Genomic DNA, 25,934 nt, shown 5'->3' with positions numbered 1-25,934 from the left:
TTTTAGTCTTCTTGCTTGACAATGAAGTATCCCCAGGGGGAAAAAGACGTAGCAAAATCTATTAGTTTTTCTGTCAAAAGAGCAACGAATAGTTTGCCATAAAGCCAAGCTTTTGAGCTATCATCATCGTATTTAGGTAAGTGTCCAAATTGTGCTATTTGTTTAAATCTTTTAAAGACCAGTTCAATTTGCCATCGAACTCGATACCATTCTAAGATATCAAAAGCGGTAAATTGATTTTCAGGAAACGTTGTGAATACTATTACGTACTTGGCATAAATAAGGGTCTCCGGTTTTAGTTCAATGCCCTTTTTGCTTGCATGTCTTTTAAGTTTTTTATGAGCTATTTTAATGGCTTCTTCTGTTTTGTGTATTATACAAAGACGACCTTTGACATATTCAGTATTATCAACGTTTGGAATAAAAACGTTCCATGATTTTATAGCAAGGGGTCTTTTTAAATATTGGATTTCTTTCAATAAAGGAAAGGGTTTCTTTTCTTCGCCGAATATCCGTAGAGATTGCGAATTAACTCTAACGCTAAGATAAGCGCCTTTCCTTGTTGCATGATGAATTCCTTGGCCAGTACAGTAACCTCTGTCAGCTATAATATAATCATCTTTTTTCATCGGAAACTGCCGAAAAGATTCTCCTGTGCCTTCTCCTTCAGTTCCCGTAAGTTTAAAGAAATCGCAAGATAATGAAGGAACCTCAATACTATAATGAATGCGCCAAAGACTTCCTGTTTTCCCAGGTTCCTTTACTGTTGTTGCATCAAATAAGCGAAGATGAAAATTATTCCGTTTATTAATTTGGAGGCCACGCTCACGGAATAAAGATAAACATAATTTATATAGCCATTCTTTGCTCTTTTTTAATCGCTTTAATAAGGCAACATCGGATAAATCTGCTAAGTTAGCACGCTTGGCTCGAACTACTGTTTCACGCAATGAATAGCCACATCCTAAATGAATTAATAATGTTCGAAGAAGCTTTTCTTCAGATTTATCCTTGCGCAAGCCTTTTAAAGCATTTGTATCAACGGCTAAACTTTTCCAATCGTTTGGGAAGAAAGTTCTTAGAAGATCCCAATCTTCTCTCATCATGGCTTTATCCTCCTATAGAGTGATTAGCGGGATAATTAACATAAAAATACCATGATGAATAAAATTTGTCAATAAAACAAGTTAGCGCTTATGGTGCTAAGCCCCACAATAAATGAACCTGGAATTCTCAGATTAAGTGGAATTAATATATTGAGGTAAAACGGATTTTAGCAGATAGACAGCATCTGGGAAAGAGGAGTTGGAATCTACCATGACGATGTCGATGGTATTAAAGTTTTTTTTACAACGGAAACACCTGGCGAGGTTCGTATTTGGGTTGGTGGCGGAATTAAATTCAGAACAGAGAGGGCAGAGGAAGCGGAAATAGCCTTCGGAGTATTTATGAGGTATGGAGAGGACATCAGCGATGAGTCGATCGATGGGGATATCGTTTCGTAATGAGCGCAAGAGTTGAGGGGAAAAGAGACGGGCCATGGTAGACCTCCTTAAAAAGATTGAATTTCAGCAAGAGCCTGATGGAAGATATCCTGGGTAATTTTCTGTGATTGTCTGATGGAAGCGTTAATCAGGCAGGCGGTGGAAATGGCGTTGATTTGCCTTGGGATGCCGGCGGAGAACTCATGGATCAGGTCTTTGACGTCTGAGTCAAAGATTTTATCGGATGCGCCGGAAGATTTCAGATGGAAGTCTATGTATGCAGCGGTTTGAGTTTTAGTAAGGGGATGAATGTGGTAATGTACCGAGATGCGTTGTGCGAAGTCGGCATGGATGTCTCTTTTGAGGATATATTTGAGGTGTTCCTGTCCCGAGAGGATGATTTTGAGATGAGTGGAAGAATCAAGCGGAGAGCTGACAAGGAGTCTGAGGTCTGTGATGGCGTCGGTTTTCAGGAGATGAGCCTCGTCGATAACGATAATGGGAGTGAGATTTGAGCGCAAGGATTTATCCATAATTTGGAGGAAGAGCCGGTCTTTGGTGTGTTTTGGTATTTCACCGAGCTGGGAGACGATTAAGGAGAGAAGGCTGGATGATTTTAGGTGGGTAAAATGGAGGTAGATGGGGAGAAACAGGTTTTGGGGGATTTGTGAGAGGAAGAGTTTGAGGAGTGTGGATTTTCCGACTCCCGTCTGTCCGTAGAGGACGGCGATAGAGCCTGAGTGTAAGAGGTATTGGAGTCGTGCAAGCCCCTGGGTAAAGCGTTCGTCTTTCATGATAAGGCTGGTGTTGATTCTTTCAGAGAACGGCTGAGTAGTCATGGAAAAATGAGAAGTAAACATGGTTAAGAGACCTCCTTTTTCGAGTAAGCGATTTGTAATTCACGAATGATATAGGGTAAGGTTTTCACGGAGGCATTTTGGAATGCCTCCGTGAGCAATGATTCGTTGAGAGCGGGGATACGGTTGTAGCATTTTTTAAGCGATTCGAGTTCATGAGAGCTGAAGGCGGAGAGAGAGCCTTTGTGTCCCATGAGGAGTGCGAGTTTCTGGACGAATGCCATGAATGGCCAGGGTCGTTCGGAGATGATTTGGTGGTAATCAATGCCTTTGGCCTGAGCCTGGAGAATGGATTTGTGTTTCTGAGTGATAGGGTCGAGGTAATTATGTTTTGGTTTTGAAGGTGAGGCGGCTGGAGTTTCAGCGCCCTGGTCGCGCAGGTAGAGATTTCCCGAGCCGAGGTATTCACCGTTTGCGGAATAGATCAAGACCTTTTTGAGATCGCCGTATGGGTCGTAACGGACTTCTACTTTATCGCCTCTGAGTTTGGGGTCAACACGGTAAAAGCGGTTATCAATGCGGACATCGGCAAAGGTTCTGTCAACGGTTCTGGGGATGCGTTTCATGAAGAAGGCAAGAGCGGCGTCCATATCGACGTGCCGGATGACGGTAAGCCCCTCGTCGTAGCGTTGTTTTGGAGATTGATTGGTTTCGGAGTGGATTCTTGCGTGATAGACAACGGCAAGGTAAGCGGAGAAGGCCTGGTTAATGGCATCAAGGGTGATAATGTCGCCGGAGCGGACTTCCGACTCGAACTGTGTCTGGCTGGTGCCGAAGAAACGTTCGACCAGTCCGCCGGGAGCAGGGTCGCGTGGTGGTCTGTGGATGAGTTTAATGCCGAGGTTGTAACAGGCAGAGCGCAGGGCGTCAGAGTGGTAGACCTTGGCATTGTCGAGGTAGAGTTCTTTGGGCGAGCCGTGGATAGTCCAGGCCCTGATGAGAGAATCGATAAGGATATCGAGGGTTTGTTTGAGATAATACCGTCCTTCGACCACATAACGGCTGTAGCAGTCGATAAAGAGACAGAGGTTTGTGGGAAGCGCCTCGCCGTCAACGAGCACGAAAGGGCCTTCCTGGAAGTCGCCAATCCAGAGGTCGTGGGTATGCTCACGGCTAAGAGCGTATACGCACCTTTTGCTGTGAGACGCCGAGTTTGAGCCGGGTCGCCCCTGCGAGTCTGAGATGGCGGTAGAGGGTGGATTTGGGGATCGTTTTCCCATAGTATTTCTCAAGAAAGCGGTTGAGGCAATCGTCGCTGCGGCGTGGTTGTTCTTTTTTGAGTTCAACGGCTTTGTCGATAATTTCAGGAGAAAACCTTCTGGATGCGCCACGGTCGCTCCTCGCCTTTCTTGCAAGAGATTGAAATCCATCTTTGCGGTAGCGGTTGAGTTTTCTCCTGAGGGTAGAGATAGTGGGTCTTTTCCGCTTTCCGTTGGGGAATACGACCTCCTGAAGGCAGAGTTTTTTCAGAAAAAGGTTGGTCTGCTCCTTCTCAATCTCACCGAAGATGACAGGATGCAGAAGATTGCACCAGAATAAAGCCCATTTTTCGTCTTTCGATTTCATAATTCACCTCCTTTTTTAAGTGTGGAGGTGATTGTAACTCAAGACCAGCCGCTTTTTGTTGCCAGTTCGGGGAAAAATGAATGCCCAAAAATTCGGTGATATTCCGGCTCGGCGCTGAACAATTGAATCGATTGATCGAGGGAGGTTTTTCGTTGTTTGCTTTTATACTTTCCGTGGTAAATGGGAAACATTTGGCGAAAAACCGGAGAGTTGGGGTCGGCCTGCCTGATGAGGTCAAAGGCGTTGCGGAGTGTGTATTTCAGTGAGCCAAAGAAACGCAGCCACCTCCAAACGGTTGACCAGGCAAGCATGCGGTTGTCTATTTCCTGTGTTCGGGTAGTATATCCGATGGCAGAGGAGACACTCCGGTAGGTTTCTGTATCATCTTTGACATAAGCCTGACTGAAGGAGAGACAGTGATCCTTTACGTACCGCTTGTAAGGGAGCGCATACTCAGGATAGGAAGTAAACGTCTTCTTGCACAAGGAACATTTCCAACGTCCCAGGAAAGATTCTATCGTATGAACAAGGGAGTCGATAATAACGTGAAACAACCGATATCTGCATTCATGAAGGGTGAAATTGACATGGGTACTCTTGCACTTTGGACAAAAGCATGGCTTCTGTTTTGTCGCAATAAGCTTTTCATGCTTGTGGATTTTTTCTATAATATTCACGCACTGCCTCCTTTGTATAGGGGGGAAATGGGCAGGAGGATGAAGTTTCCCAACGTTCGGTCCTCCTGCCCTGAGTTTTTTATGTTCCGGAAAAATCTTACAAAACTTGTCCTCGTGAAAACGGGGAACTGGGAAGTAAACCGCCGTTAGGAAGTTTGGAAGTGGTTTTAACCTCTTCCAAACTATTTAATGAGGCTTTACTCCGCCTTACGGACGGAACTTCTTTCTAACGGGGTAAACGATGTATTTTTCTTAACGTGAACAAAAAATCAAGTGAAATACTTACGCAGGATAAAAAAAAGGCGGGGTAGCTGGGTAAGATTTTTCAAATCATTTGCTGGGTATTAGACTCAAATATTCTGAGACTAATTGGGCATTTTTGGAGCATTTATTCTAAGACGTAGCACTTAACGGTACATGCAGGGCTTTTACCGGTATTGAATTTTATGGGTAAGCTGATGTTCCGGGAGAGAGTCCATGAAGCGGTCCATAAGGATCGTGGAGCAAATGCCCGGTATCAGTTTGTCGATGCGGTACAAATGGTAGTGATAGGGTTGATAGCAGGGGCGACATCGATGGTAGAGGTGATGAAGGTGTGTACAGATGAGGTATTGAAGAAGATGTCCGGGTGGAAAGAGGTACCTGTAGATACTACGATAGGACGTATTATGAAGCTGGCGAGTCAGGGAGATATAGTGGAACTGACGGGGGTGATCCACCGGTTTAGGGGAAAGATATGGAAGCGTGCGGTGAGATCAGGCCATAAACTCAGGAGTGCTCTTTGCGAAGTATGGATAGATGTTGATTCTACCGTAGATGGTGTATATGGGAAACAGGAGGGTGCAGAGGTAGGATATAATCCGCACAAGAAGGGGCAGAAGGCGTATCATCCCTTAATGGCATTTATTGCAGAAACAAAGGAGGTATTACATAGTTGGTTCCGCTGTGGAAGCGCCTACACGAGTAACGGAGTAGTAGAGTTCATGAAGGAATGTATGGCGTACATGAATAAGGGGGTAAGGGTGGTATTTCGGGGAGACAGCGGTTTTTTTACCGGAGAATTACTTGAATACCTTGAGTCAATATTGGCGGGATATCTGATTAAGGTAAAGCTGAAGAATCTGGAAGGATTGCTTGAAGGGCAGAAATGGAATGAGGTGAAAGGGGAGCCAGGATGGGAACAGGCTGAATTTTGGTATCGATGTGCAGGGTGGGATCGTGCGAGACGTTTTGTGGCAGTGCGGCAATTGGTCAAAAGAGAAAAGAAATTAGTAGAAGTGTCCGTGTATGAGTATTTTTGTTACGTTACAACGGAGCGGTTAAGTCCGATGGAAGCGCATCGTTGTTATGGAAAGAGGGCTACCTGCGAGACTTTGATAGAAGAGAGTAAAGGACAGATGAATGCGGGGCACATACGTACGGGTGAATTTTTGGCCAATGCTGCGCTATTTCAGTGTGCGGTGTTAGCGTATAATCTTTTGAAGTGGATGGGATTGCTCAGTGGTGGAGTGATACAACAGTGGGAAGTAAAGACGATGAGACTGTGGTTAATCCGTGTGGCAGGGAAACTGGTGGAGAGAAGCCGGCAGATGACATTAAAATTGCCGGAGAAATTTCTCCATCAGGAGGAATGGGAAAAGTGGGAACGCATGTCACTGGATGTAGTTTTTCAGTAGAAAACCGACGTTGTATTTCGTTTTTTTAGTCTTTTGAGAGTGGTAAGTATACCGCAGATGGAGACAGTACATCCCTACCTTGATTTTCATTGCATCAGGGAGCACGTTTCCGGCAATTTCTCATGTCTTTTTGTTTAAAGCATTACTTTGTTAAAAATTAAGCGGCGATTTTTTTCTTAAATCGAGCGGATTTAATTTTAAAATATTCTTGTGAGAGTTTTTCGTTCTTTGATAAAGCGTTTGTTGATGAGAATTCAAGCAGGGAATTGATTGCTTTTTTGAATTCATTAAAGGTAGAAGGTTTTGTTTCCATGATTTTATCCAGATAAGCGTTTTGTTTTATCCAGTAAACGAATGTCCATGAGATCAGACAAATATTCCAATATCGCTCAATCTTGTCAATGTGCCTTACCTGATAATGATCGAAATAAAAAGTATCCTTCAATTCCTTGAAACAGTGTTCAATACCCCAACGCAACAGATAGTTTGTGATAACCGTTTTTACAGAGGCGTCGAGTTGATTGGTGATAAGGACATGATATTTTTTATCATCTTCCTTGTTCCATTTTCCCAAAATTACCACAAACTTCAACGGGACATTGCAACCATTCAGTTTGGCGTCAAACGTGTAGGTTTTATAGGAAACTTCACTTCCATCCGCGGATTTTAAAGTAACATACTTGGTTTTGTCGGCATAATGCTTTTTGATGAGGGTCACGAGCTCATCTGGTTTGATTATGCAATATTTTTGTTTTTCCGGATGGTACATGGAGATATTTCTGTTTGATTTTATTTCTGAAAAAAAGTGTTTCTTTTTTGCGTGAATATGTTCGAGAAACCGTTGAGAGGCATACCATGTGTCGAAGGCAATAGCTGAAAAATCAAAGACGTTAGAAGCAGCATCAAACATATCCATTGCTATTTGTATTTTGTCTTTAAATTTGGGATCATTTTTCCCTTCCCCGAACTCATCGGCAGGAAGGTAGGGAATAACATCCAGGGGAAAATGTTTTGTTTTTGAGACAAATGCCGCGCCAACAACAACATTGCAGGTTTCCGGCCTTTTAAGCGGACCGCAATATTGCCATTTGGCTGCCTCTGTATTTTTAGCATAGGGCTTTGGACATCCGGTATCATCTATGGTAAGGATGCTGTCTTTTGTCAATGCCGTGGTTCTTTGTTTTTGGATAATGTCCATTCTTTTCTGCTTTAATGCGGGTAAATCCCATTTGGATTCAGAAAAGAAGCATTGAAATTTCTGGTAATCCGTATGAACGGCTTGCGCCATGGCCTCCAGTGAATTTCTTTTATAGTCTTTAAACATTGCGTAGACGACAAGTAGAAACATTGCAAATTGTTTTTTAGTAAAACACGATGCAAAATGTTCAAGAAATTTATTTAATAACGGTATGTTTGTTCTGAAAATACTCAAATCCTTTGCTCCGGTAATTGATTGTGTAAAAAATTTACAAGTGCAATTAATACCGGAAGTAACGAGCAAAATCAAGAGTAAATATTTATCGCAAAGCATTGCTAAGTCATAAGTTGTGGCCGACTCGACTTACGACTTAAAAATATTTTTTCAGACGCTTTCTTTAACAAAGTAATGTTTAAAGTAGTACAATAGCGCTACCACAATTGCTAAAAAACGGATATCTGTTATCGCTTTTTGCCAATCTTGGTAGTGGAAAATACTGATTTTCGCATTGCGAAAATCGTTTGCAGGATTTAGGTGTAAGTTATATTTTCCTTATATCAAAAAAATTTAGGTATGTCCCGAAAAAAATGTGTTTATTTAAAAAAAATTTTGCCCTCTCTTTGAAAAATTGTTGTTTTTAACCTCTCCCTTGCTTTAAATGCCGGTTTTTTATATCCTCTCAGCGTACAACGCACAAATAAATAAGCACGATAACGCTTCACCTACCCACACTTAATATCACATGTTCTTGCAATGCTAACCTTTACAACTACTGCCAAGTTAGGTTGATGCGTATGACCCAAGCCCTTGGCTATATGCTTTCAATCCTTCAGGCCTGTCGTATTTCGGTAGTTTGACAGAAGCGCAAACGCATGTATCCATTAACCCAAAAGTAGGCATCCATTTGTATACACCCAAAATAGGGTATATACAAATGAATTATTTTTAATATGCTATATGCTATAGGTTTTTTAATGAATATTTGCAAAAAACCTCATTCCCTAAGGGCGCATGGGGAAGCATGGAAATGTAGCGCCGCAACCCTTGTGGCTGGCCAATGTTCCGTATCAAAGTATTTTGTAGTTTCAAAGTAGTGTGCGTTGTGAGATACGGGTTTTCATATAATCAATAATGGAGGATGGTAAAATGAAAAAGAAGAACAAGTTTTTTGTATTACTTGCGGTTCTTTTGCCGGTCGTTTTTTTCTTCAAAATCCTCCTGGCTGATACAGGTAAACCATTGTCTAAACCAATAAGTCCGCAATCTGTAATCAAAAACCTCTCTCCGGCTTCGACCGGGGATGAGCAATTGAGTATGGCAGAGGTTGTTCAAAGGACAAGGAAACTTCAGATGCCTTTTATAGCCAATGAAGGGCAAACCGATGAAAGGGTAATGTTCTATGCTAACACATTTGGGGGAACGGTATTTGTAACGAAGAATGGAGAGATTGTCTATTCCCTGCCCCAACGAAAAAATGGAGGGGCCGACGTCCATGCCCACAACAGACCGGTAAATCCTCATAAATCCCCCATTAACAAAGGGGAAAAGGGAAATGCAGGGGGATTTGACGGTATGCATCATCACTCGCCTGCAAATAGCCCGTCAGTAAAGGCTGGCGGACAGAATGATACGAAGCAGGATGACGGTAAACAAGGCCATTCCGAAAATAAAAAGAAACAAGGGACAAGGGGAGTAGTATTGAAAGAGGAGATGGTAGGCGGCTGGATTGGTAAGATAAAAGGGGAAAAGAAGGCCACCACAACTGTGAACGACTTCAGAGGAAATGATCAATCGAAGTGGAAGACCAATATCCAGACGTATGATGTGGTGACGCTTGGGGAAGTTTATAATGGAATAGAACTAAAACTGAAGGCGTACGGGAATAACGTCGAAAAACTCTTTTATGTAAAGCCTGGCGCAGACCCCACGGCGATAAAACTGAGACTGAGCGGTGCAAAGACATTAAAAGTAAATGAAGATGGACTGCTTGAGGCGGAGACGGCGTTAGGTATCGTCAAGTTCACAAAGCCCATAGTCTATCAGGAATCCAAAGTTCCTTCTACCACTACAAAAAAAAGCCGTTCTTCCGCTCCCCTTGCGGGAAAGGGTAGGGGTGAGGGGGATCTCAGTGACAGACAATACATTGAGGCTGCTTATGTTGTAATAGGTAATGAGTATAGTTTTAAACTTGAAGACTATGACAGGTCACGGGAGGTTGTAATTGACCCACTCCTTGAGTCCACATACTTGGGAGGATCCGGAGGATCTGGTGCGGACTATGGTAATGCTATAGCCATAGATTCAGGGGGAAATATCTATGTGACTGGTTCGACTGGGTCACCAGACTTTCCCACAACTCCCGGCGCCTATGATACTTTTTTTAATGGTAGTGATTATGCCTTTGTGTCAAAGCTCAATAGTGACTTAACCAGCCTCCTTGCATCCACCTATTTGGGAGGAGTTGGCGAAGATTCTGGCAATGCTATAGCCATAGATTCTGGGGGAAATATTTATGTGACTGGTTCAACCGGGTCAACAGACTTTCCAACTACCCCGGGTGCTTATAATACTTCCGGTAGTGGCTTTGTATCAAGGCTAAGTAATGATCTAACCAGCCTCCTTGCTTCTACATATTTGGGAAACGCAGGCACTTCAATAGCCATAGACACTGGAGGAAATATTTATGTGGGGGGGGGTGACACCGTATTTAAGCTCAATGGGGCGTTAACAAGTCTCCTTGGTTCCACATCTTTGAGTGGAGGATCTATCAGTGCTACAGCCATAGATTCATATGGAAATGTCTATGTAACTGGTTCGACCGGGTCATCAAGTTTTCCAACAACCTCGGGTGTCTATGATGATTATTTTAATGGCGGTAGCGATGTCTTTGTATCAAAGCTTAATAGTGCATTAACGAGCCTCCTTGCATCCACCTATCTGGGAGGAGATGGCGAAGATTCTGGTAATGCTATAGCCATAGATTCGGGGGGAAATATCTATGTGACTGGTTCAACAGGATCAACAGACTTTCCAACAACTCCAGGTGCTTATGATACTTATTTTGATGATTATTATGATTTTAATGTCTTCGTATCAAAGATCAATAGTGATTTAACCACTCTCCTTTCATCCACATATCTGGAATGGGTTGCCAGTGATGCTGGCAATGATATAGCCATAGACTCAGAGGGGAATGTATATATTACGGGTGGTTCTAATGTATTGAAGCTTACTGGTGATTTAACCAGCCCCCTTGCTTCAAAATATTTGGGTGGAGGATATGGAGATAGTGGAGGATATATTAGCGCTATAGCCATAGACTCAAACGGGAATATATATTTAACTGGTTCGGCCTGGTCATCAGACTTTCCAACAACTCCGGGTGCTTATGATACTTCTTTTAATGATGGTTATGATGTCTTTGTATCGAAGCTCAACGGTGATTTGACCAACCTTCTTGCATCCACATATCTAGGAGGGTCTTCCGGTGGCTTTGATTACGGTACTTCTGTAACTATTGACTCAAGTGGGAATGTATATGTAGCAGGTTCGACTAGTACGTCAGGTTTTCCAACAACCTCGGGTGTTTATGACACTTCTTTTAATGGTGGTCATGATGCCTTTGTATCGAAGCTAAGTAGCGATTTAACAAATCTCCTTGTATCCACGTATCTGGGGGGTTCTGACGATGATTATGGTAATGCTATCGCCCTCGATGCAAGCGGGAATGTATATGTGACGGGTGAAACTTTGTCATCGGACTTTCCAACCACCCCGGGCGCTTATAATACTTCCGGTAGTGCCTTTCTAGCAAGGCTCAGTAATGATCTAACCAACCTCCTTGCTTCAACATATTTGGGATCTGGCTGGGGTTCAGGCGATTCGATAGCCATAGACTCAGGGGGAAATATCTATGTGGCTCGTGGTTCTGCTGTGTTGAAACTAAATGATACATTAACAAACCTCATTGCTTCCAAATCTCTGAACGGAGGGGTGATCCAGGATATTGCCATAGGCTCAGGGGGAAATATCTATGTAGCTGGCAGTACTTCATCACCAAACTTTCCAACAACTACGGGTGCCTATGATACTTCTTACAATGGTAGTACTTATAGAGAAGATGCCTTTGTATCAAAACTCAGCGGTGATTTAGCCAGCATCCTTGCATCCACGTATTTAGGGGGGACTAATTGGGATTATGGCCGTTCTATTGTTATAGATTCAGGGGGGAATGTATATGTAGCTGGCTGGACTAACTCAGCAGACTTTCCGACAACCGCTAGCGCTTATGATACTTTTAAAGATGGTTGGACAAATGCTTTTGTATCAAAGTTAAGCGGTGATCTAACAAAACTCCTTGCATCAACATATCTTGGAGGGTCTTCCGGTGAGTTTTGCTATTCTCTAACCATAGACTCATGGGAAAATGTCTATGTGGCTGGCAGTACTTCATCATCAGACTTTCCAACAACTCGAGGCGCCTATGATACTTCGTTTAACGGCATCCTCACTGGTAACGAAGATGCCTTTGTATCAAAGCTCAATAGTGATTTAACCAGCCTCCTTGCATCCACATATCTTGGAGGAGCTAGCAGTGAATTTTGCATGTCTATAGCGATAGCCCCAAATGGAGATGTCTATGTGACTGGTGCGACTTGGTCTTCAGACTTTCCAACAACCACTGATGCATATGATCCTTCTCTTGCTGGTTATAGTGGCGGTCCTACTGATGCCTTTGTATCAAAGTTTGACAGTAATCTTTCCGCAAATCCGGTGACCGTGCCTTATGTGAGCCTGAATCTAGCCGTGGATGGAAACTTAGACGAATCGGCATGGGACATTGCAACCGATGTGAGTAATGTGGTCATTGGGACTACGAACAACACCGCAACGTTCGGGGTACTCTGGGATAATACCTACCTCTACGTAGGTGTTAAGGTGCTGGATGATACCCTCTATAATGACTCAACGTCTGTGCATGAAAATGACAGTGTGGAGATCTATATTGACGGCGACCATAATCACGGTACGACATACGATAGTTACGATCGTCAGTTCATTAAAGGATGGAATGATGAAACACTTTTTGAAAAAAATGGTAAGAAAACGGACGTATTGCATGCCTGGGCGACAATTACTGGCGGGTATAGTATAGAACTGGCCATACCATGGAGCAATCTGGGAATTACCCCCACGGCAGGTATGACCATTGGCTTTAGTGTGGGATACAATGATGACGACGATTGGTCGGGTCGTGAAGGACAGGTTGTCTGGATAGGAACGGCAAATAATTATTTGGATACATCGGCACTGGGAGACATTGTCCTTGGAGAAGCACCAGCGCCAAGCCCGGAAATTATTAATGACCTTGTTGCCTTTAAACCTGTACGATCAACATATCAGACTACTTCTGATACAACCGGTTGTGGGGATGAGTTTGTGGGGCAGTTTAGTTTCGATGCAACGCTGAAAAACAAAAGAAATAACCCTCCGCTTACGGATCTCGTGATGGAGGTTGTAGAATTAACGAATAACAACGTATTGCAAAATGCCGATGGAGTACCAGGCGGGGTGGGAGCAAGGTTGACTGTTCCAAATATTGGTGATTATGCCGATGGCGTACTAAGCCCGGGGGAATCGGTAGATGTCTCTTTCATTATTTGCTTAACTGAGAGCAAGTCGTTTGGTTTCGTTGTGGATGTATTGGGGATTAAGGAAGGACAAACAGATTCTTTACAAGTTGCAGAACTCCAATCAACAGACATTAAACCAGGTCTTGCAAAATTCGGGAAAGGATCAGGACTTATGAGAAAAGGTTTCTTTCGCAGATTCCATCCTTAATTGGAAATATGTTTTGAACACATACTACACATAACGCACGTAGCGTAAAAGGAGCGGCATATGAACACGGTAAGGAACAAAAGGGAAAGGGGATATGGAAGTTTTGCTTATTTGGGGTATGCGCAGGTGCTATTCATTTCATTCACAGTCTTCGCACTATCTGTGCCACGTACCATTAATGCTACTGATTTTCTTGTCAGTAACGTTTCACAATTGATTAATGCAATCAATGACGCTAACAATGAAGTTGAACATCCGGGAACCGATACGATTACCATGGCGGCTGACACCTATACCCTGCCGGATGTGTATAACGATACCACCCATACCGACGGACCAACGGGCTTACCTTCTATCAGAAGCAATATCACCATAAAAGGTGCTGGTGCTGACACCACCATCATCGAACGTAGCGATAGTGAACCTTTTTTTCGTATTTTTCATGTTGCTGATACAGGAACTCTGGAGTTAGATGGACTAACCGTTATGAGAGGTGCTACTGCTACTGAACGAGTTCCTGAGGATTCAGAACATGACGGCGGTGGTATCAGGAATCTCGGCAAACTGACAATAAAAAATAGCACAGTCAGCGACAATATGGCCGGTGACGATGCTGGAGGCATCTATAACGCAGGCACGGCAATAATTACCAGTAGCATCATCAGCAACAATATAGCCCATTCCAGTTGTGGTGGCATATGGAACCTGGGAACGATGACAATCATCAACAGCACCATCAGCAGCAATCAGAGCATAGGAAGAACTGTTAGTGCTGGTGGTGGAATCGGAAACAATGGAGATTTAACGTTAAGCAGTTGCACAGTCAAAGACAATGCTGACAATGGCGGCACTGGTGGCGGCGGTGGTGGTATCATCAATCATTCTGGAAACCTGACGATAAATAACACCGATATTAGTGGTAATTATTCTGTTTTCGAGGGGGGCGGAATACACCACAGAACCGGCACGATGACAATTATTAACAGCACAATCGCTAATAACACTGTACCATACCACGATGGTGGTGGCATATGGGTTAATTTTCTAGCACAATGCTTGCTCATCAACTGCACCGTCAGCGAAAACAGTGCTGGCCGTGGCGGCGGCGGAATTGCTTCACCCGTAGGAAACACAAGCGTAAAAATACAAAACACCATCATTGCTGGAAATACAGCGTCACAAGGGGCGGCGCAAGATTGTTTCGGTGATATCATATCACTGGGCAATAATCTTATTGGCAATACTACTGGTAGCCACGTCAACATCATCCTTCAACCAAGCGACCTCACAGGGGACTCAGGTTTGGGCGCCTTCACCGATGACGGGACACCTGGCAATGGCCACTTCCCACTGCTATCAACCAGCCCTGCCATTGATGCAGGCGCCAATGACGTGTATCAGGATTATCCTGATACACAAACTGACCAGCTTGGGAATCCTCGCACAGATGGCAATGGCGATGGTAGTGTTGTATGCGACATTGGTGCAGTAGAGTACCCAGGGATTGTTAATGACTTTGTTAGATTTGTAAGGGATCGTTCAACTTACGTGATTACTACTGATACCACCGATTGTCCACCTGGATTTGTTGGAAAATTTAGCTTTGGTGCCAAACTTACAAACAAGAGCAGCAGTCCGCCCCTTACAGGCCTTGTGGTTTTGGTTAAAACATTGACAAATGGAAATCTACTCCATAATGCAGACGGAGGGGATGGTGGAGAAGGGGCAACAATGACCATTCCATTGACAGCAGATGCTTATGCGGATGGTGTACTAAGCCCGGGAGAATCGGTAGATGTCACTTTCATTATTTGCTTAACGGAGAGCAAGTCGTTTGTTTTTGTTGTGGACGTGTTGGGGTTTGAGACGGAAGAACAAACGGATCAGGAAGTGACGAGCGCAGATGCATCACAAGTCAAAAAGCAATTAAAGAAAACAAAATCCAGGACTAAGGGTAAGAGATTCTTTGGCAGATTCCGTCCTTAATCAGAAATATGTTTTGAACACAGAAGGGTGCACGGAGAAATACCCTGCGTACCCTGTGGTTATTCTTCACAAAAAACAATGATAGGAGAATGAAAAATGTTAGAAAAAATTTCAGCAGGACACATAGGCCAGGTAGTTACAGGGATAGGTGATTCTCACGCCAGGAAGCCTTTTGCAGAACCCAAATTAACCTTCGTAGAACCAAAGCTTACGAAACACGGGGATGCAACCAAAATTACCGGCAATGGGCTATTTGGTACCTTTACACCGTAAATGAAAATAAAGAAATATTTTATCATAATGTAAGGTTTCATTTACCCATGACAACGCAAAGGGTCTTCTCTGAAAGATCCTTCGTTTCCCTCAGGATAAATAAAAGCAACTTATTATGGTAAATTATATTGTTGGCCTTTATTTAGTTATAATAAGTAAACTCATAAAAAAGAGGATGGGAAGATAGGAAGATGAGAGGTTGGGAGGATAAGAAGTTGAGATGACTGAAGCAGGGGTTAATTTCTATTCTTTATACGAAATAACCGTTGGGGTTCAGTGGAAAGGGGAAGGGATTGGATATGAAATTGAGCAGTTCTTCTATTCCTTCCCCTTTACTCAAATATACAATGGCGGTAAGCCTGCTCACATTGAATTGAAATTCGTAGCGACAGATGTCCCCTCGCATATCCCATATACGGCATCACAACCACTCAACGGCTATGATTCTTCGATTTACGAGGCAGATGGTCACGTTTACCTCACCGACGGATTATCCGTTTTTCAGCTCCAACTTCAAGCGGGAACAGGGCTCGTAACCCTTCATCGCTCTTTTAAGGAAAAACCTCCTTTATCGAAGTATAACTTCTTTCTTGTCGGCCTTATCCATCTCCTTTCTTCCCGGGGTTTCTACGACCTTCATGCTGCCGGGCTTGTCAGGGATGGGATGGGCTATCTGTTTTTAGGGGAGTCAGGGAGCGGAAAATCCAGCACTGCCCTTAGTTTGGTCAGTCAGGGCTGGCACTATGTCTCAGACGATGCCCTTTTTCTTAGATCATCTGCGGACGGGATAGAATCCCTGGCCTTTCGGAAGCATTTTTATCTTGATCCTGCCTTGTCCCGGCAATTCCCTGAAATAGATCCTCATCTTAAGGGATCAGCAATGGGAAACCATACAAAACGATTTTTAGATGTAGAATCGGTCTACCCCGGTCGATTTCAACCAAGCTGTTTTCCAAAGGTATTGATTTACACCCAAATAGTTCTTCAACCTGAGAGTATGTTGATACCCGTAGATAAAACAACTGCTTTTATAAGATTGATGAGGCAAAGTTCATCGCTATTTTTTAAACGTCAGGCGGTCAATGTACATTTAGAGGCCATTAAGCGGCTTGTATCTCAGTCAGATAGTTACGAACTCCTTGCAGGACGCGATTTGTATGAAGAGCCGGAGAGAATTTCAGAAATTTTATCAGGTTTAATTGTTTAGCTACCAAGACACAAATAGGAGCATTCCCGATTTTTTGTAACCGTTCATGTGGCCAGGGTTTCAAACGGAACCACGGAACACACGTAACACAGGTAAAACAACTCTGACAGGGTTGATACTACTGTACATTTCATTAAGACATGGCAGAAGTCACAAAAAACCGGGAATGCCCCCGACATGAAAGCTGCAAGAGACGTGGCAAGCCTGTCCCCCGCTGGCGGGGGATTAAGGGGGTGGAATTGTCTGCGTAGAAAATCCAGGAGGCTTATCCATAAGCATTCCCAAACTGGATACTTCACTATGTTTAGTACAAGGTTTTGGAACGAGCCGTGCGTCGTTTACGCTGCATAGATACTTTCGCGGGTTCACTCATTAGAAGGCTTTTGTCAAGGACAAAATATCTCCGGTCGCAAAAATATCTACATTTTCACGTTTTGAATACCCCTCCAAGTACGGAATCGCTCTTACTGCTGTTTACGAAAATGACTATACCGTTCACGTTTATCTACGCCCGTGGTATTTCGCAATTGTTTTGGTATCGTTCTCATCCGCACCATTCACCCATCGGGATCAAGGCTTTGTGAAAGACTTTCTCACCGCCCCTGACTTATCTTCTGTCCCAGAAAACCATCGGTTCCATACCAGTGTCCAATCGTTATTCACACTCATTAGAAGGCTTTTGTCAAGGACAAAATATCTCCGGTCGCAAAAATATCTACATTTTCACGTTTTGAATACCCCTCCAAGTACGGAATCGCTCTTACTGCTGTTTACGAAAATGACTATACCGTTCACGTTTATCTACGCCCGTGGTATTTCGCAATTGTTTTGGTATCGTTCTCATCCGCACCATTCACCCATCGGGATCAAGGCTTTGTGAAAGACTTTCTCACCGCCCCTGACTTATCTTCTGTCCCAGAAAACCATCGGTTCCATACCAGTGTCCAATCGTTATTCACAGAATATTCGGCTCTACGGCCAAAACCTCACGGCTCATGGTATGGGCAGATCAGAATGGAATATTCTTTTTCGCCGATTCCTTTACCGGCACAACTCATAATAAAAGGTGGAACAACTTCCAATCAGGTTTCATGGATTGGTTACCTAACCCGCAACCGGTTCCTTGCACCACCTAATCTGCTTGCTACCCAAACATTTTTTTCTCGTCGTAGTTTACTTGCTCCTTTATTATGTAATAACATGCCCTGGCCAGCTTATTGCTCAAGGCTTTCGTTGCCAGAACTACATGGCTCTTTGACGCCTTCCTCTGATGCCATTTCCTTCCCTTTTCGCAAAATCTTACGTGAAAATGCGCTGCCTCCACATACGCCCACGCAAGGTATTTATTCCCGTTCTTACGGTTTCCTTTCCCTTTGCTCTTACCATTCGATAATTTTTTTGCCGATACGCATCTGCAATAAGATGAATACATCCCCACATCACTAAATCGCTCTATGTTCCCAGTCTCCAGCATTATCGTCATTGCCAGGATTTCGCCTATCCCTGGCACCTTGAGCAATTTCTTATACGGCTTCTTTAGCTTCACCTCCTTTAATACCGCTTTCTCTATCTTGTATATCTGCTTATTTAATACCTCTATTACCTCGTGATCGCACTGTGCTGACATGGTCAAATGCACGTCGCTGAACATCCCCATTACCTCTTCGTTACTCAGCTTCTTTATCGTATCACCGCTTATCGGTACTCCTTTGTTACGGTTTACCATCGTTTGCATACTCAATATATGCGCTGTCCTTTGTTGTACCAACATCATCCGCTTCCTCAGTAAATCCCTCACTGACCGCGTCTCTTTGGGATAAATATATCCCTCTGGTAATATCTTTAACCGTAACATCTTTGCCAACCAAAACGAATCCCTCGTGTCGTCAATGTACTTTAATCCCTCATACTGCTGCATTGCCGATGTATTTGCCAGGTGTACCTGATAGCCTGCCTCCATCAGACCATCCACTATCCAGTACCAGTTAAAGGTCGATTCTACTACTATACCCTTTATTTCTTTTTTGTATGGCTCTAATACGCGCTTTATTTCATTGATGTCATTACGGTTTCTCCTCTTGAATACCTTCCGATCCTCCTCATCGAGTATTCCAATATAATTATTATCACCATGTAAATCTATTCCTACGAAATATCCCATTGCTCGCTCCCTCCTTACTTTGTTATTATTTAACAATCGCCTTTCACGGTATCCTCCATTTTACCATGAAGAGTGCGCTCGGAGGTGCCTTCTATATGATTATCAGGTTTGTAACCTGAACCAAATGTTTTATACTTTCAATCCAGCCTTCTATTAGCAGAACAAATGACAAATAAATTACAGATAGGTTCAGGCTTCGTCGTGAGCCCAGCCGAACGGTTGTAAACCTGAAACCGTTGGGAATCGTGTAATATTTACGCTGAAGAGATGCTTTTATACAGTAATACTACAATGCCGGGAATATTGATAGAACTTACCAATCGCTGTAATTTAAGTTGCCATCATTGCCTTGATGGAAGGCATAGTGGTGACGGAGACCTGAAAATAGAAATCTTAGAAAGAATTCTCCGGAATGCCAGGGGGCATGGCTTTGATTACATCTCCTTTACTGGCGGAGAGCCAACGTTGCATCCCGGATTTACCGAGATGCTCACGATGGTATCAGAAGCTGGATATAACTTTGGCTTTGTAACAAATGGTTGGAATTTTACCCGAATTTATGAGAAGTTGCTCCCGCATCTTAATAGTCTTACTGGAATTACCTTTAGTTTAGAAGGTGCAAGGGAGGAAACACATGACATGCTTCGTGGAAAGGGTTCGTATCGCCGGGTGATGCAGGCAGTAAGCATTTGCGTGGTAAAAGATATTCCCTTCACCTTCAATACGGTCATTACGTCCCACAGTCGGGGTGAATTAAATGAAATAGCCATGCTTGCAGCAAAACTGGGAGGCCGGGGACTCAGGCTTGGCCATCTTATTTCAACTCCCCGAATCGTATCAGAAAATATGGACATTTCGCCGATAGAAAGAAGGCAAACAGAAACTATCATCTGTCAGCTCCAGAAAACATTTTCCATTCCTATTGTTATGGCATCGGGATACTATACGACCGAACTCTTTCCTTGCGCTTCGCTTAAAATGGAAGAGATTAACATCGACTGGCGAGGCAATGTCACCATGTGCTGTAATTTATCGGGACATGGAGAAGATGTGGGAAACGATGATATAATAGGCAATTTGAATGAGATGAGTTTTTCTGAGGCTTATGTAAGTTTGGTTGAGGCTAGTGGGAAATTTCAAAAAGAGAAGCTTGAACACTACAGCAATGGTAAATTTAGAGATTCAGATTATTTTCCCTGTTGGTTCTGTTTGAATTATTTTAAGAAGGTAGACTGGCTGAAAGAGTTTTCGGGAAACCCCTGGTCTCGCATGGTTTGGACGGAAGTGATATTTGCATAATATCAAGATTATTAAACACACTCCTAAATCCCCTCTTGAAGGGGGGACTTCTTATCTCCCCTCCTTCGCAGATAGGAAGGGATGGGAGGTCTTTCACTTCATATTGAATAATTACGAGAAATACTGAAAAGGAGGTTGATAAAAGATGCTGGAGTTAAATTATAGGGTAACGCCTGACCCTGATGTTGTTATTACTGAATTAGAGGGCAAAGAGGCCGTCCTTCTCCATCTGGGCACGAAGATGTACTTCACCTTAAATGAAACAGGACTGCGGATCTGGCAAATGCTCAGTAGCGGTCTTACGGCTGGAGAGATAAGCGAAATAATTCAAAATGAATTTGATGTTTTACCTGAAAAGGCCAGAGAAAGTGTACTGAAACTTATTCATGAACTTATCCGTGAAAAATTAGTGAAGGTTGTAGATGGGTAACAAAACTTGTGCTATTAAAAAATTCAGGACTCATTTTAGCTCCTTCGGGGAGATATGGCTTTTTACCCGAATTTTTCTCCTGATTAACGTTTTGCCTTTCCTGTTCAGATTTTTGTCCCTGCCCAGGGTTATGAAGATGCTTGCACCACGGAACTTTAGAGTTTGCCGTAACAAAGACCTGGAAAACATGAAAGATAAGATCGTAAAATTTACAGACTACATATTGAGGCATAACCTTTGGACAGACAAAAATATCTGTCTCAGGCGGTCTTTAGTTCTTTATCACTTTTTACGTAAATTGGGAATAAACGTCTTTGTTTGTTTTGGAGTGAGATATAACGGGAGGTTCTCTGATGGAGAGGCAAAAAAGAAATTGGAGGGCCATGCCTGGCTTCTTTATCATGGGGATATTTTTCTGGAAAGAAATGCAGAAGTAACTAAAACTTATACGATGACGTATTGTTTCCCTGATAAGATATAGTAAATTGGATAAAATTATCCTGGAGGCTGATAATGAACATATCACATGAAAATAGGCTCTTACTCCATTGTCTTCAGGCAAGCATCTCAGGGAATACAGGAGAGAAAATTAAGGATGTAATAAACATTCCGTTAAACTGGGAAGAGGTTTTAGCTTCTGCTTTTTGGCATGGTATCGCCCCATTACTGTATCACAACTTAAAGAATATCAGTAAGAGACATTGTATACCTCAAGAGGTCATGGCTCAGTTGAGAACGGCTTATCATGGAAATTTAGCCAGGAATATGTACCTTTATGCGGAATTAAAGAGGATTTTAGAGACATTTTGTGATAAAGGTGTGAAAGTTATTGTTCTAAAGGGCGCGACTTTAGCGAAAACTGTTTATGGCGATATTGGTTTACGGCAAATGAATGACATAGACCTTCTCGTTAAAAAAGAAGACCTTCTTTGTGCAGAGAAAATAATGTCCGGATTAGACTATCGTTTCCAGGGTGAAATGCAACCGGATTGGTACAGAGAAAATCACCAGCATATAAGTTATGTTCATTCAGATAAGAATATCCCGGTGGAGATTCACTGGCACATAGCAAGGAAGGCACACCCAGTAAGAATTCGTATTATTAATGACATTATTGAAAGGTGGTGGGAAGAGGCCAGAACGATAGAATTTTCTGGCAATAAAGTACAGATACTCAGTCCGGAGGATTTAATTACTCACCTCTGTCTACATTTTTTAAAACACCGGTTTATAAATCAAAATGGAGGTTTTAGTAGCAAAGGTGCACTTATCCAGTTGTGTGATATTTTTCAAACCCTTAAATATTATAGAGATGATATTGATTGGGTAAGGTTTAAGTCTGAAACCGAAAAATACGGAATAGATACCCTAATGTATACTACCTTTTCCATTGTAAGGGAAATCATGGGGGAGCACGATGACGTTTTTCATAATGCCCTTAGTAGCTTTAAATCAGAGGATTTAAATAAAGAATTAGTGCGGCTTATCAATAAAAGAATACTTATCAGAGAAGATACTCTTCCCGTCGTTCCCGGTAGTTTTATCAAGTCACAAATCGCGGATACATTTCAAACGAAGGTGAAGATTCTCTTTAAAGAAATATTTCCACATCCAAAAGTTCTCTCAAACAGGTTTTCAGTACCTTTGTCCTCAAAGAGGCTCTGTCTATACTATTTAATTCGTCCCTTTCGCCTCATTTTAAAATCCGGAAAGATAGTACTAATGATCCCACGAGTTAAGGAAGAGGTAATCCTTAATACATGGATAAATTCTCAAGTCTGTCCAATCGTAGATGACTAAACCAGCTCAAGGGTGGTAGTTGGGCGTTCTTTTTCTATCAACTGACAGCTATCTACTGCTATAATTTACTGAGATGTTCCAAATAAAATGCTAATCAATCACTAAACTCAGGGAAAGGCATACCGGATTTGAGAGGGTATCAATTTTTATAGATACATTATTTTAGAAATGGAGTTGATTATGAAAAAACTAGTTATGGCTTTATGTTTTTTAACTGTCGTAATTAATTGTGTAATTGGGGGGCAAGTGAACGATGTGAAGGGAATCTGGATTGACGTAAGAACTGCCGGGGAATACAAGTCGGGACATATTGAGGATGCTATAAACATTCCATATAAAGAAATTGGAAGGAAAATTGAGTCGGTTGCAAAAAACAAGGATGAAAAAATTTTCCTTTATTGCGAAAGCGGGAGGCGGTCTGGTATTGCAAAAGAGATTCTGGATAAAATGGGATATCTAAATGTAATAAATGCAGGCGGCTATGAGGAGATCAAAAAAAGGCAGAATAAAGCGGAGTGAAACTCTCGAAAGGCAATGGGAATATATCGCCTTTGGCGGGGTTAAAATAACTTGGCTACAGCAACGGCAATAGTGGTACAACCGGCTACGATTGCAAATATCTTCATAAGCAAATCTGCGTGAGAAGCCCTTATGCGAAACTCAAGGTTGACAATCTCATTACGGGTTTCCAGAAACCTGAAGTCAATTTCGTTACGAAGGTCTTTAAACTTAACGTCCACATCGCTACGGAAATCTTTAATTTTGACATCCACATCATTACGAAGAACATTAAATTTTACATCCATAGCGTTAAATTTTACATCCATATCGTTACGAAGAGCATTAAACTGGACATCCATCGCATTAAATTTGACGTCCATCTCATTAAATTTAATGTTAAGAAAATCCTTAAGGTTTTGCTGTCCGTTAACATGCGATTGTTCAAGGGTCTCTGTAAGAACTTCCGCTTGATCGTGAGTAAACCCGACAGATTCAAACTTTCGTATATTCTCTAATTCTTTCGTTATAGGCATGGGCACATTATACAAATATCATGAAACATTATCAATTTTTTATTTTACCAATCCCTTAAGGCCTTACCAGGAATAGAATTTGATAGATCACCTCTCAGGAAGGATAGAGGAGGATTTGTTCATTTATAAAGAAATATAAGTTACATAATTTCTTAACAAATCAAAAATACGAATTTACATTGATGAAGAAGGGCGTTTTCAATTTGACATATTAATAAAATATAAGTACCATTGGCACTTTGTTATTTTTTGAAAAGATGAACTCTGGAATCTTGCTTTAATTCAAGGTCTTTGTGTAAGAACAATCGAAATTACCGCTCATAAAGTAGATTAAAATATCCATAGCATATTAATTTTCCAGCTTCATTCTGATTATGTTGATGTTTCCTAAAAATGTTTTCTCCAGAAGTGTTACCATAAATGGATATTAAAAATATTGATGCAGACATATTAATTATCGGCGGAGGTGCGGCCGGCTGCTTTGCAGCAATGCAAATTTATAAAAAATCTTCCCGCTGCAAAGTGGTTATCATGGAAAAGGCACATATTGAACGCAGCGGTTGTTTGGCGATGGGGCTTAATGCTATTAATGCGTATATTCATCCGGGACAAACCCCTGAATCATACGTTGATTTTGTTGCGAGGGAGTTTGAAGGGGTTATACGGAAAGATTTAGTCCTTACCATGGCGGAAAGATTTAATGACGTGGTAAAGGAGGTGGAAGCGTTAGGGCTGCCTATTGAAAAAAATGATGACGGCTCTTACAAAAACCGGGGAACGCGCAGTATTCGCATTTTTGGCGAAAGGCTGAAGCCTATGCTTGCTGAAGCGGTGAGGAAAACGGCGGCTCAGGTGTTAAACCGCGTCGTTGCGACAAATTTTATCTATAATGGAAAACGGGTTTGTGGTGCGTTTGGTTATGACGTCAGGGGTGGTAATTTATATGTAGTTCGGGCAAAAGCCGTTATTGTTGCTACCGGAGGAGCTGCCGGGATATATAAACCTAATAATACCGGCGGCGCGAGGCATTTGATGTGGTATTGCCCATGGAATGCCGGGACGGGCTATGCAATGGGGATTCGTATTGGCGCCGAAATGACAGGTTTTGAGAACAGGTTTATCCCTTTGCGCGTAAAAGACGTAAATGCCCCTACAGGCACAATTGCGATCGGTGTTTGTTCAAAACAGGTTAATGCGCTGGGGGAAGACTATCTTGGCTGCCATTATCAGCATTTGGGCGGAAGAAAATGTTTGACTCAACACAGACTTTTTGCCACGCTTGAGGAAATGAGGGCATGCCGTGGGCCTTGTTATCTTGACACAACGCACCTGAATGAAGAAGAAGAAAGGAAACTAAAAGAAGATTATTTGAATATGAACCCTCAGATTGTTCTTATGTGGGCAAGCGAAGGAATGGAGCCGCGAAAAAAACCCGTTGAAATACGCGGTACGGAACCTTATGTTGTGGGTGGTCATTGCCAGGCGGGATATTGGATTGATACGGAAAGGAGAACTACCATTCCAGGGCTTTATGCCGCTGGCGAAGCCGCCGGTGGGGCTCCTAAAAAATATGTCAGTGGCTGTTGGGCTGAAGGCGCTATTGCGGCGCTAACGGCGCTAAAAGACATTGATAACGTCTCTTCAGAAGAAATTGACGAAAATAGTATTGAAAAGGAAAAGGCAAGGATTTTTAATTTATTAAACAGAACTAACGGGATAACACCATTGGATGTGAGAGAACGGCTTCAAAAAATCATGGATGAATATGCCGGGGGTATTTCCTTTAATTACATGTTGCATGAAAACAGATTGCTGGAAGCCCGGCAATTGCTGAAATGTTTGCACAACCATACAACGGAGTTGATGGCGGCGGATAGTTACAACCTCGTAGAAGCCTTGGAGTGTATCGATCGGATTGATGTTGCCAGGACATTGGTGGAACATCTCATTTACCGGAAGGAGACCCGATGGGCGTGTTATCAAACCAGATTGGACTATCCCCAAAAAGACGATAATCGCTGGCTTAAGTATGTAAATTCTGTCTATGACGTTGAAACAAATGAAATAAAGATGAAAGAACGGCCCTTACAATAATGAGCATTTTTATCGACAAAACCATCTGCAATGGCTGTAAAGGATTACCGGAAGCACGCTGCGAACGCATATGTCCGGGAAATCTCTGCTACCGTACGGAAAATATGAAAGCGGAAATACGCGACCAATCGGCTTGCTGGACGTGTGCTTGCTGTGTAAAGGAATGCCCCGTCCAGGCAATCGAACTGAGATTGCCGTTTCAGATTTGCAGCGAAAGCGCCTCATTAAAAGCACGGATGACTAAGGATAAAACAATCTGGACAATCTGGAATTCGCATGGGAAAAAAGAAGAATTTGTGATAAAGGTAAGGAATTAATTTTATCGCAACAATTTTAGTTCCTTATAAAAGC

General features: G+C 42.6%; 21 protein-coding genes and 1 pseudogene. 13 read left to right on the top strand and 9 right to left on the bottom strand.

The window, feature by feature from the left end; genetic code table 11:
• Positions 1–2 precede the first annotated feature (2 nt).
• The 6 genes from KSMBR1_RS19610 to KSMBR1_RS21365 form a co-directional block, all read right to left on the bottom strand.
• Positions 3–1,106: an IS4-like element ISCku3 family transposase gene (locus KSMBR1_RS19610; RefSeq protein WP_099323638.1), complete on the bottom strand. Its 1,104-nt coding sequence runs from the start codon at positions 1,104–1,106 to the stop codon at positions 3–5.
• A gap of 132 nt (positions 1,107–1,238) precedes the next feature.
• Positions 1,239–1,541 carry a CHC2 zinc finger domain-containing protein gene (locus tag KSMBR1_RS23805; protein WP_099323524.1) on the bottom strand — a complete coding sequence of 101 codons (303 nt, stop codon included), beginning with the start codon at positions 1,539–1,541 and terminating at the stop codon, positions 1,239–1,241.
• Between the two features lie 11 nt (positions 1,542–1,552).
• Positions 1,553–2,344, bottom strand: a complete 792-nt coding sequence (locus KSMBR1_RS19600) for an ExeA family protein (RefSeq protein WP_099323525.1) — start codon at positions 2,342–2,344, stop codon at positions 1,553–1,555.
• Positions 2,345–2,346: 2 nt separating this feature from the next.
• On the bottom strand, positions 2,347–3,402 hold the full coding sequence (locus tag KSMBR1_RS19595) for a Mu transposase C-terminal domain-containing protein (RefSeq protein WP_230408024.1): 1,056 nt from the start codon (positions 3,400–3,402) through the stop codon (positions 2,347–2,349).
• A gap of 52 nt (positions 3,403–3,454) precedes the next feature.
• A complete protein-coding gene (locus tag KSMBR1_RS23800; protein WP_164994994.1) occupies positions 3,455–3,907 on the bottom strand; it encodes a helix-turn-helix domain-containing protein in 453 nt (150 codons plus the stop codon).
• Positions 3,908–3,945: 38 nt separating this feature from the next.
• A complete protein-coding gene (locus KSMBR1_RS21365; RefSeq protein ID WP_131493604.1) occupies positions 3,946–4,218 on the bottom strand; it encodes a hypothetical protein in 273 nt (90 codons plus the stop codon).
• 105 nt (positions 4,219–4,323) lie between these two features.
• Between KSMBR1_RS21365 and KSMBR1_RS19585 the strand changes: the two genes are divergently transcribed.
• Both KSMBR1_RS19585 and KSMBR1_RS19580 read left to right on the top strand, forming a co-directional pair.
• Positions 4,324–4,734, top strand: a complete 411-nt coding sequence (locus tag KSMBR1_RS19585; protein WP_099323529.1) for a hypothetical protein — start codon at positions 4,324–4,326, stop codon at positions 4,732–4,734.
• 257 nt (positions 4,735–4,991) lie between these two features.
• Positions 4,992–6,260, top strand: a pseudogene (locus KSMBR1_RS19580) (IS1380-like element ISCku8 family transposase); the annotation flags it as partial.
• 157 nt (positions 6,261–6,417) lie between these two features.
• Here the strand turns inward: KSMBR1_RS19580 and KSMBR1_RS19575 are convergent.
• The gene (locus KSMBR1_RS19575; protein ID WP_099326788.1) at positions 6,418–7,791 is read right to left on the bottom strand and encodes an IS701 family transposase; all 1,374 of its coding nucleotides are present in this window, start codon (positions 7,789–7,791) and stop codon (positions 6,418–6,420) included.
• Positions 7,792–8,604: 813 nt separating this feature from the next.
• On the opposite strand from KSMBR1_RS19575, the gene KSMBR1_RS19570 reads away from it, so the two are divergent.
• The 4 genes from KSMBR1_RS19570 (at position 8,605) to KSMBR1_RS19560 (ending at position 16,765) form a co-directional block, all read left to right on the top strand.
• Positions 8,605–13,299 (top strand): SBBP repeat-containing protein, encoded by a 4,695-nt coding sequence (locus KSMBR1_RS19570; RefSeq protein WP_172953502.1) that lies wholly within the window; start codon positions 8,605–8,607, stop codon positions 13,297–13,299.
• Positions 13,300–13,359: 60 nt separating this feature from the next.
• Entirely contained in the window at positions 13,360–15,285 is a 1,926-nt protein-coding gene (locus KSMBR1_RS19565; RefSeq protein WP_099326786.1) for a right-handed parallel beta-helix repeat-containing protein, read from the top strand.
• A gap of 96 nt (positions 15,286–15,381) precedes the next feature.
• On the top strand, positions 15,382–15,558 hold the full coding sequence (locus tag KSMBR1_RS21360) for a hypothetical protein (RefSeq protein WP_157820744.1): 177 nt from the start codon (positions 15,382–15,384) through the stop codon (positions 15,556–15,558).
• A 220-nt stretch (positions 15,559–15,778) separates the two neighbouring features.
• Entirely contained in the window at positions 15,779–16,765 is a 987-nt protein-coding gene (locus KSMBR1_RS19560) for a hypothetical protein (RefSeq protein ID WP_099326785.1), read from the top strand.
• Between the two features lie 1,144 nt (positions 16,766–17,909).
• On the opposite strand, the gene KSMBR1_RS19555 is transcribed toward KSMBR1_RS19560, so the two are convergent.
• Positions 17,910–18,926 (bottom strand): IS110 family RNA-guided transposase, encoded by a 1,017-nt coding sequence (locus KSMBR1_RS19555; RefSeq protein WP_099323925.1) that lies wholly within the window; start codon positions 18,924–18,926, stop codon positions 17,910–17,912.
• Positions 18,927–19,193: 267 nt separating this feature from the next.
• On the opposite strand from KSMBR1_RS19555, the gene KSMBR1_RS19550 reads away from it, so the two are divergent.
• From KSMBR1_RS19550 to KSMBR1_RS19530, 5 genes are all read left to right on the top strand, one after another.
• Positions 19,194–20,225, top strand: a complete 1,032-nt coding sequence (locus KSMBR1_RS19550) for a radical SAM/SPASM domain-containing protein (RefSeq protein ID WP_099323534.1) — start codon at positions 19,194–19,196, stop codon at positions 20,223–20,225.
• Between the two features lie 145 nt (positions 20,226–20,370).
• Positions 20,371–20,655, top strand: coding sequence for a PqqD family protein (locus KSMBR1_RS19545; RefSeq protein WP_099326784.1), 285 nt, complete (start codon positions 20,371–20,373; stop codon positions 20,653–20,655).
• A complete protein-coding gene (locus KSMBR1_RS19540) occupies positions 20,648–21,136 on the top strand; it encodes a lasso peptide biosynthesis B2 protein (protein ID WP_099326783.1) in 489 nt (162 codons plus the stop codon). Before KSMBR1_RS19545 ends, KSMBR1_RS19540 begins: the two co-directional genes overlap by 8 nt.
• 32 nt (positions 21,137–21,168) lie before the next feature.
• Positions 21,169–22,455: a nucleotidyltransferase domain-containing protein gene (locus tag KSMBR1_RS19535; RefSeq protein WP_099326782.1), complete on the top strand. Its 1,287-nt coding sequence runs from the start codon at positions 21,169–21,171 to the stop codon at positions 22,453–22,455.
• Between the two features lie 180 nt (positions 22,456–22,635).
• The gene (locus tag KSMBR1_RS19530) at positions 22,636–22,974 is read left to right on the top strand and encodes a rhodanese-like domain-containing protein (protein ID WP_230408023.1); all 339 of its coding nucleotides are present in this window, start codon (positions 22,636–22,638) and stop codon (positions 22,972–22,974) included.
• A 41-nt stretch (positions 22,975–23,015) separates the two neighbouring features.
• Here KSMBR1_RS19530 and KSMBR1_RS19525 read toward each other — a convergent pair whose 3' ends face one another.
• Positions 23,016–23,489: a hypothetical protein gene (locus KSMBR1_RS19525; protein WP_157820743.1), complete on the bottom strand. Its 474-nt coding sequence runs from the start codon at positions 23,487–23,489 to the stop codon at positions 23,016–23,018.
• 420 nt (positions 23,490–23,909) lie between these two features.
• On the opposite strand from KSMBR1_RS19525, the gene KSMBR1_RS19520 reads away from it, so the two are divergent.
• Together KSMBR1_RS19520 and KSMBR1_RS19515 are read left to right on the top strand one after the other, a co-directional pair.
• Positions 23,910–25,583 (top strand): adenylyl-sulfate reductase subunit alpha, encoded by a 1,674-nt coding sequence (locus tag KSMBR1_RS19520; RefSeq protein ID WP_099326780.1) that lies wholly within the window; start codon positions 23,910–23,912, stop codon positions 25,581–25,583.
• Entirely contained in the window at positions 25,583–25,900 is a 318-nt protein-coding gene (locus KSMBR1_RS19515; RefSeq protein ID WP_099326779.1) for an adenylylsulfate reductase, read from the top strand. Before KSMBR1_RS19520 ends, KSMBR1_RS19515 begins: the two co-directional genes overlap by 1 nt.
• Positions 25,901–25,934: the final 34 nt, after the last annotated feature.

Origin of the sequence: Candidatus Kuenenia stuttgartiensis (assembly GCF_900232105.1) — a bacterium.
In the GTDB taxonomy this organism is placed as follows: Bacteria; Planctomycetota; Brocadiia; order Brocadiales; family Brocadiaceae; genus Kuenenia; species Kuenenia stuttgartiensis_A.
Note: the sequence above shows the minus strand (reverse complement) of the source record. Positions and strands in the feature narration are given on the sequence as shown.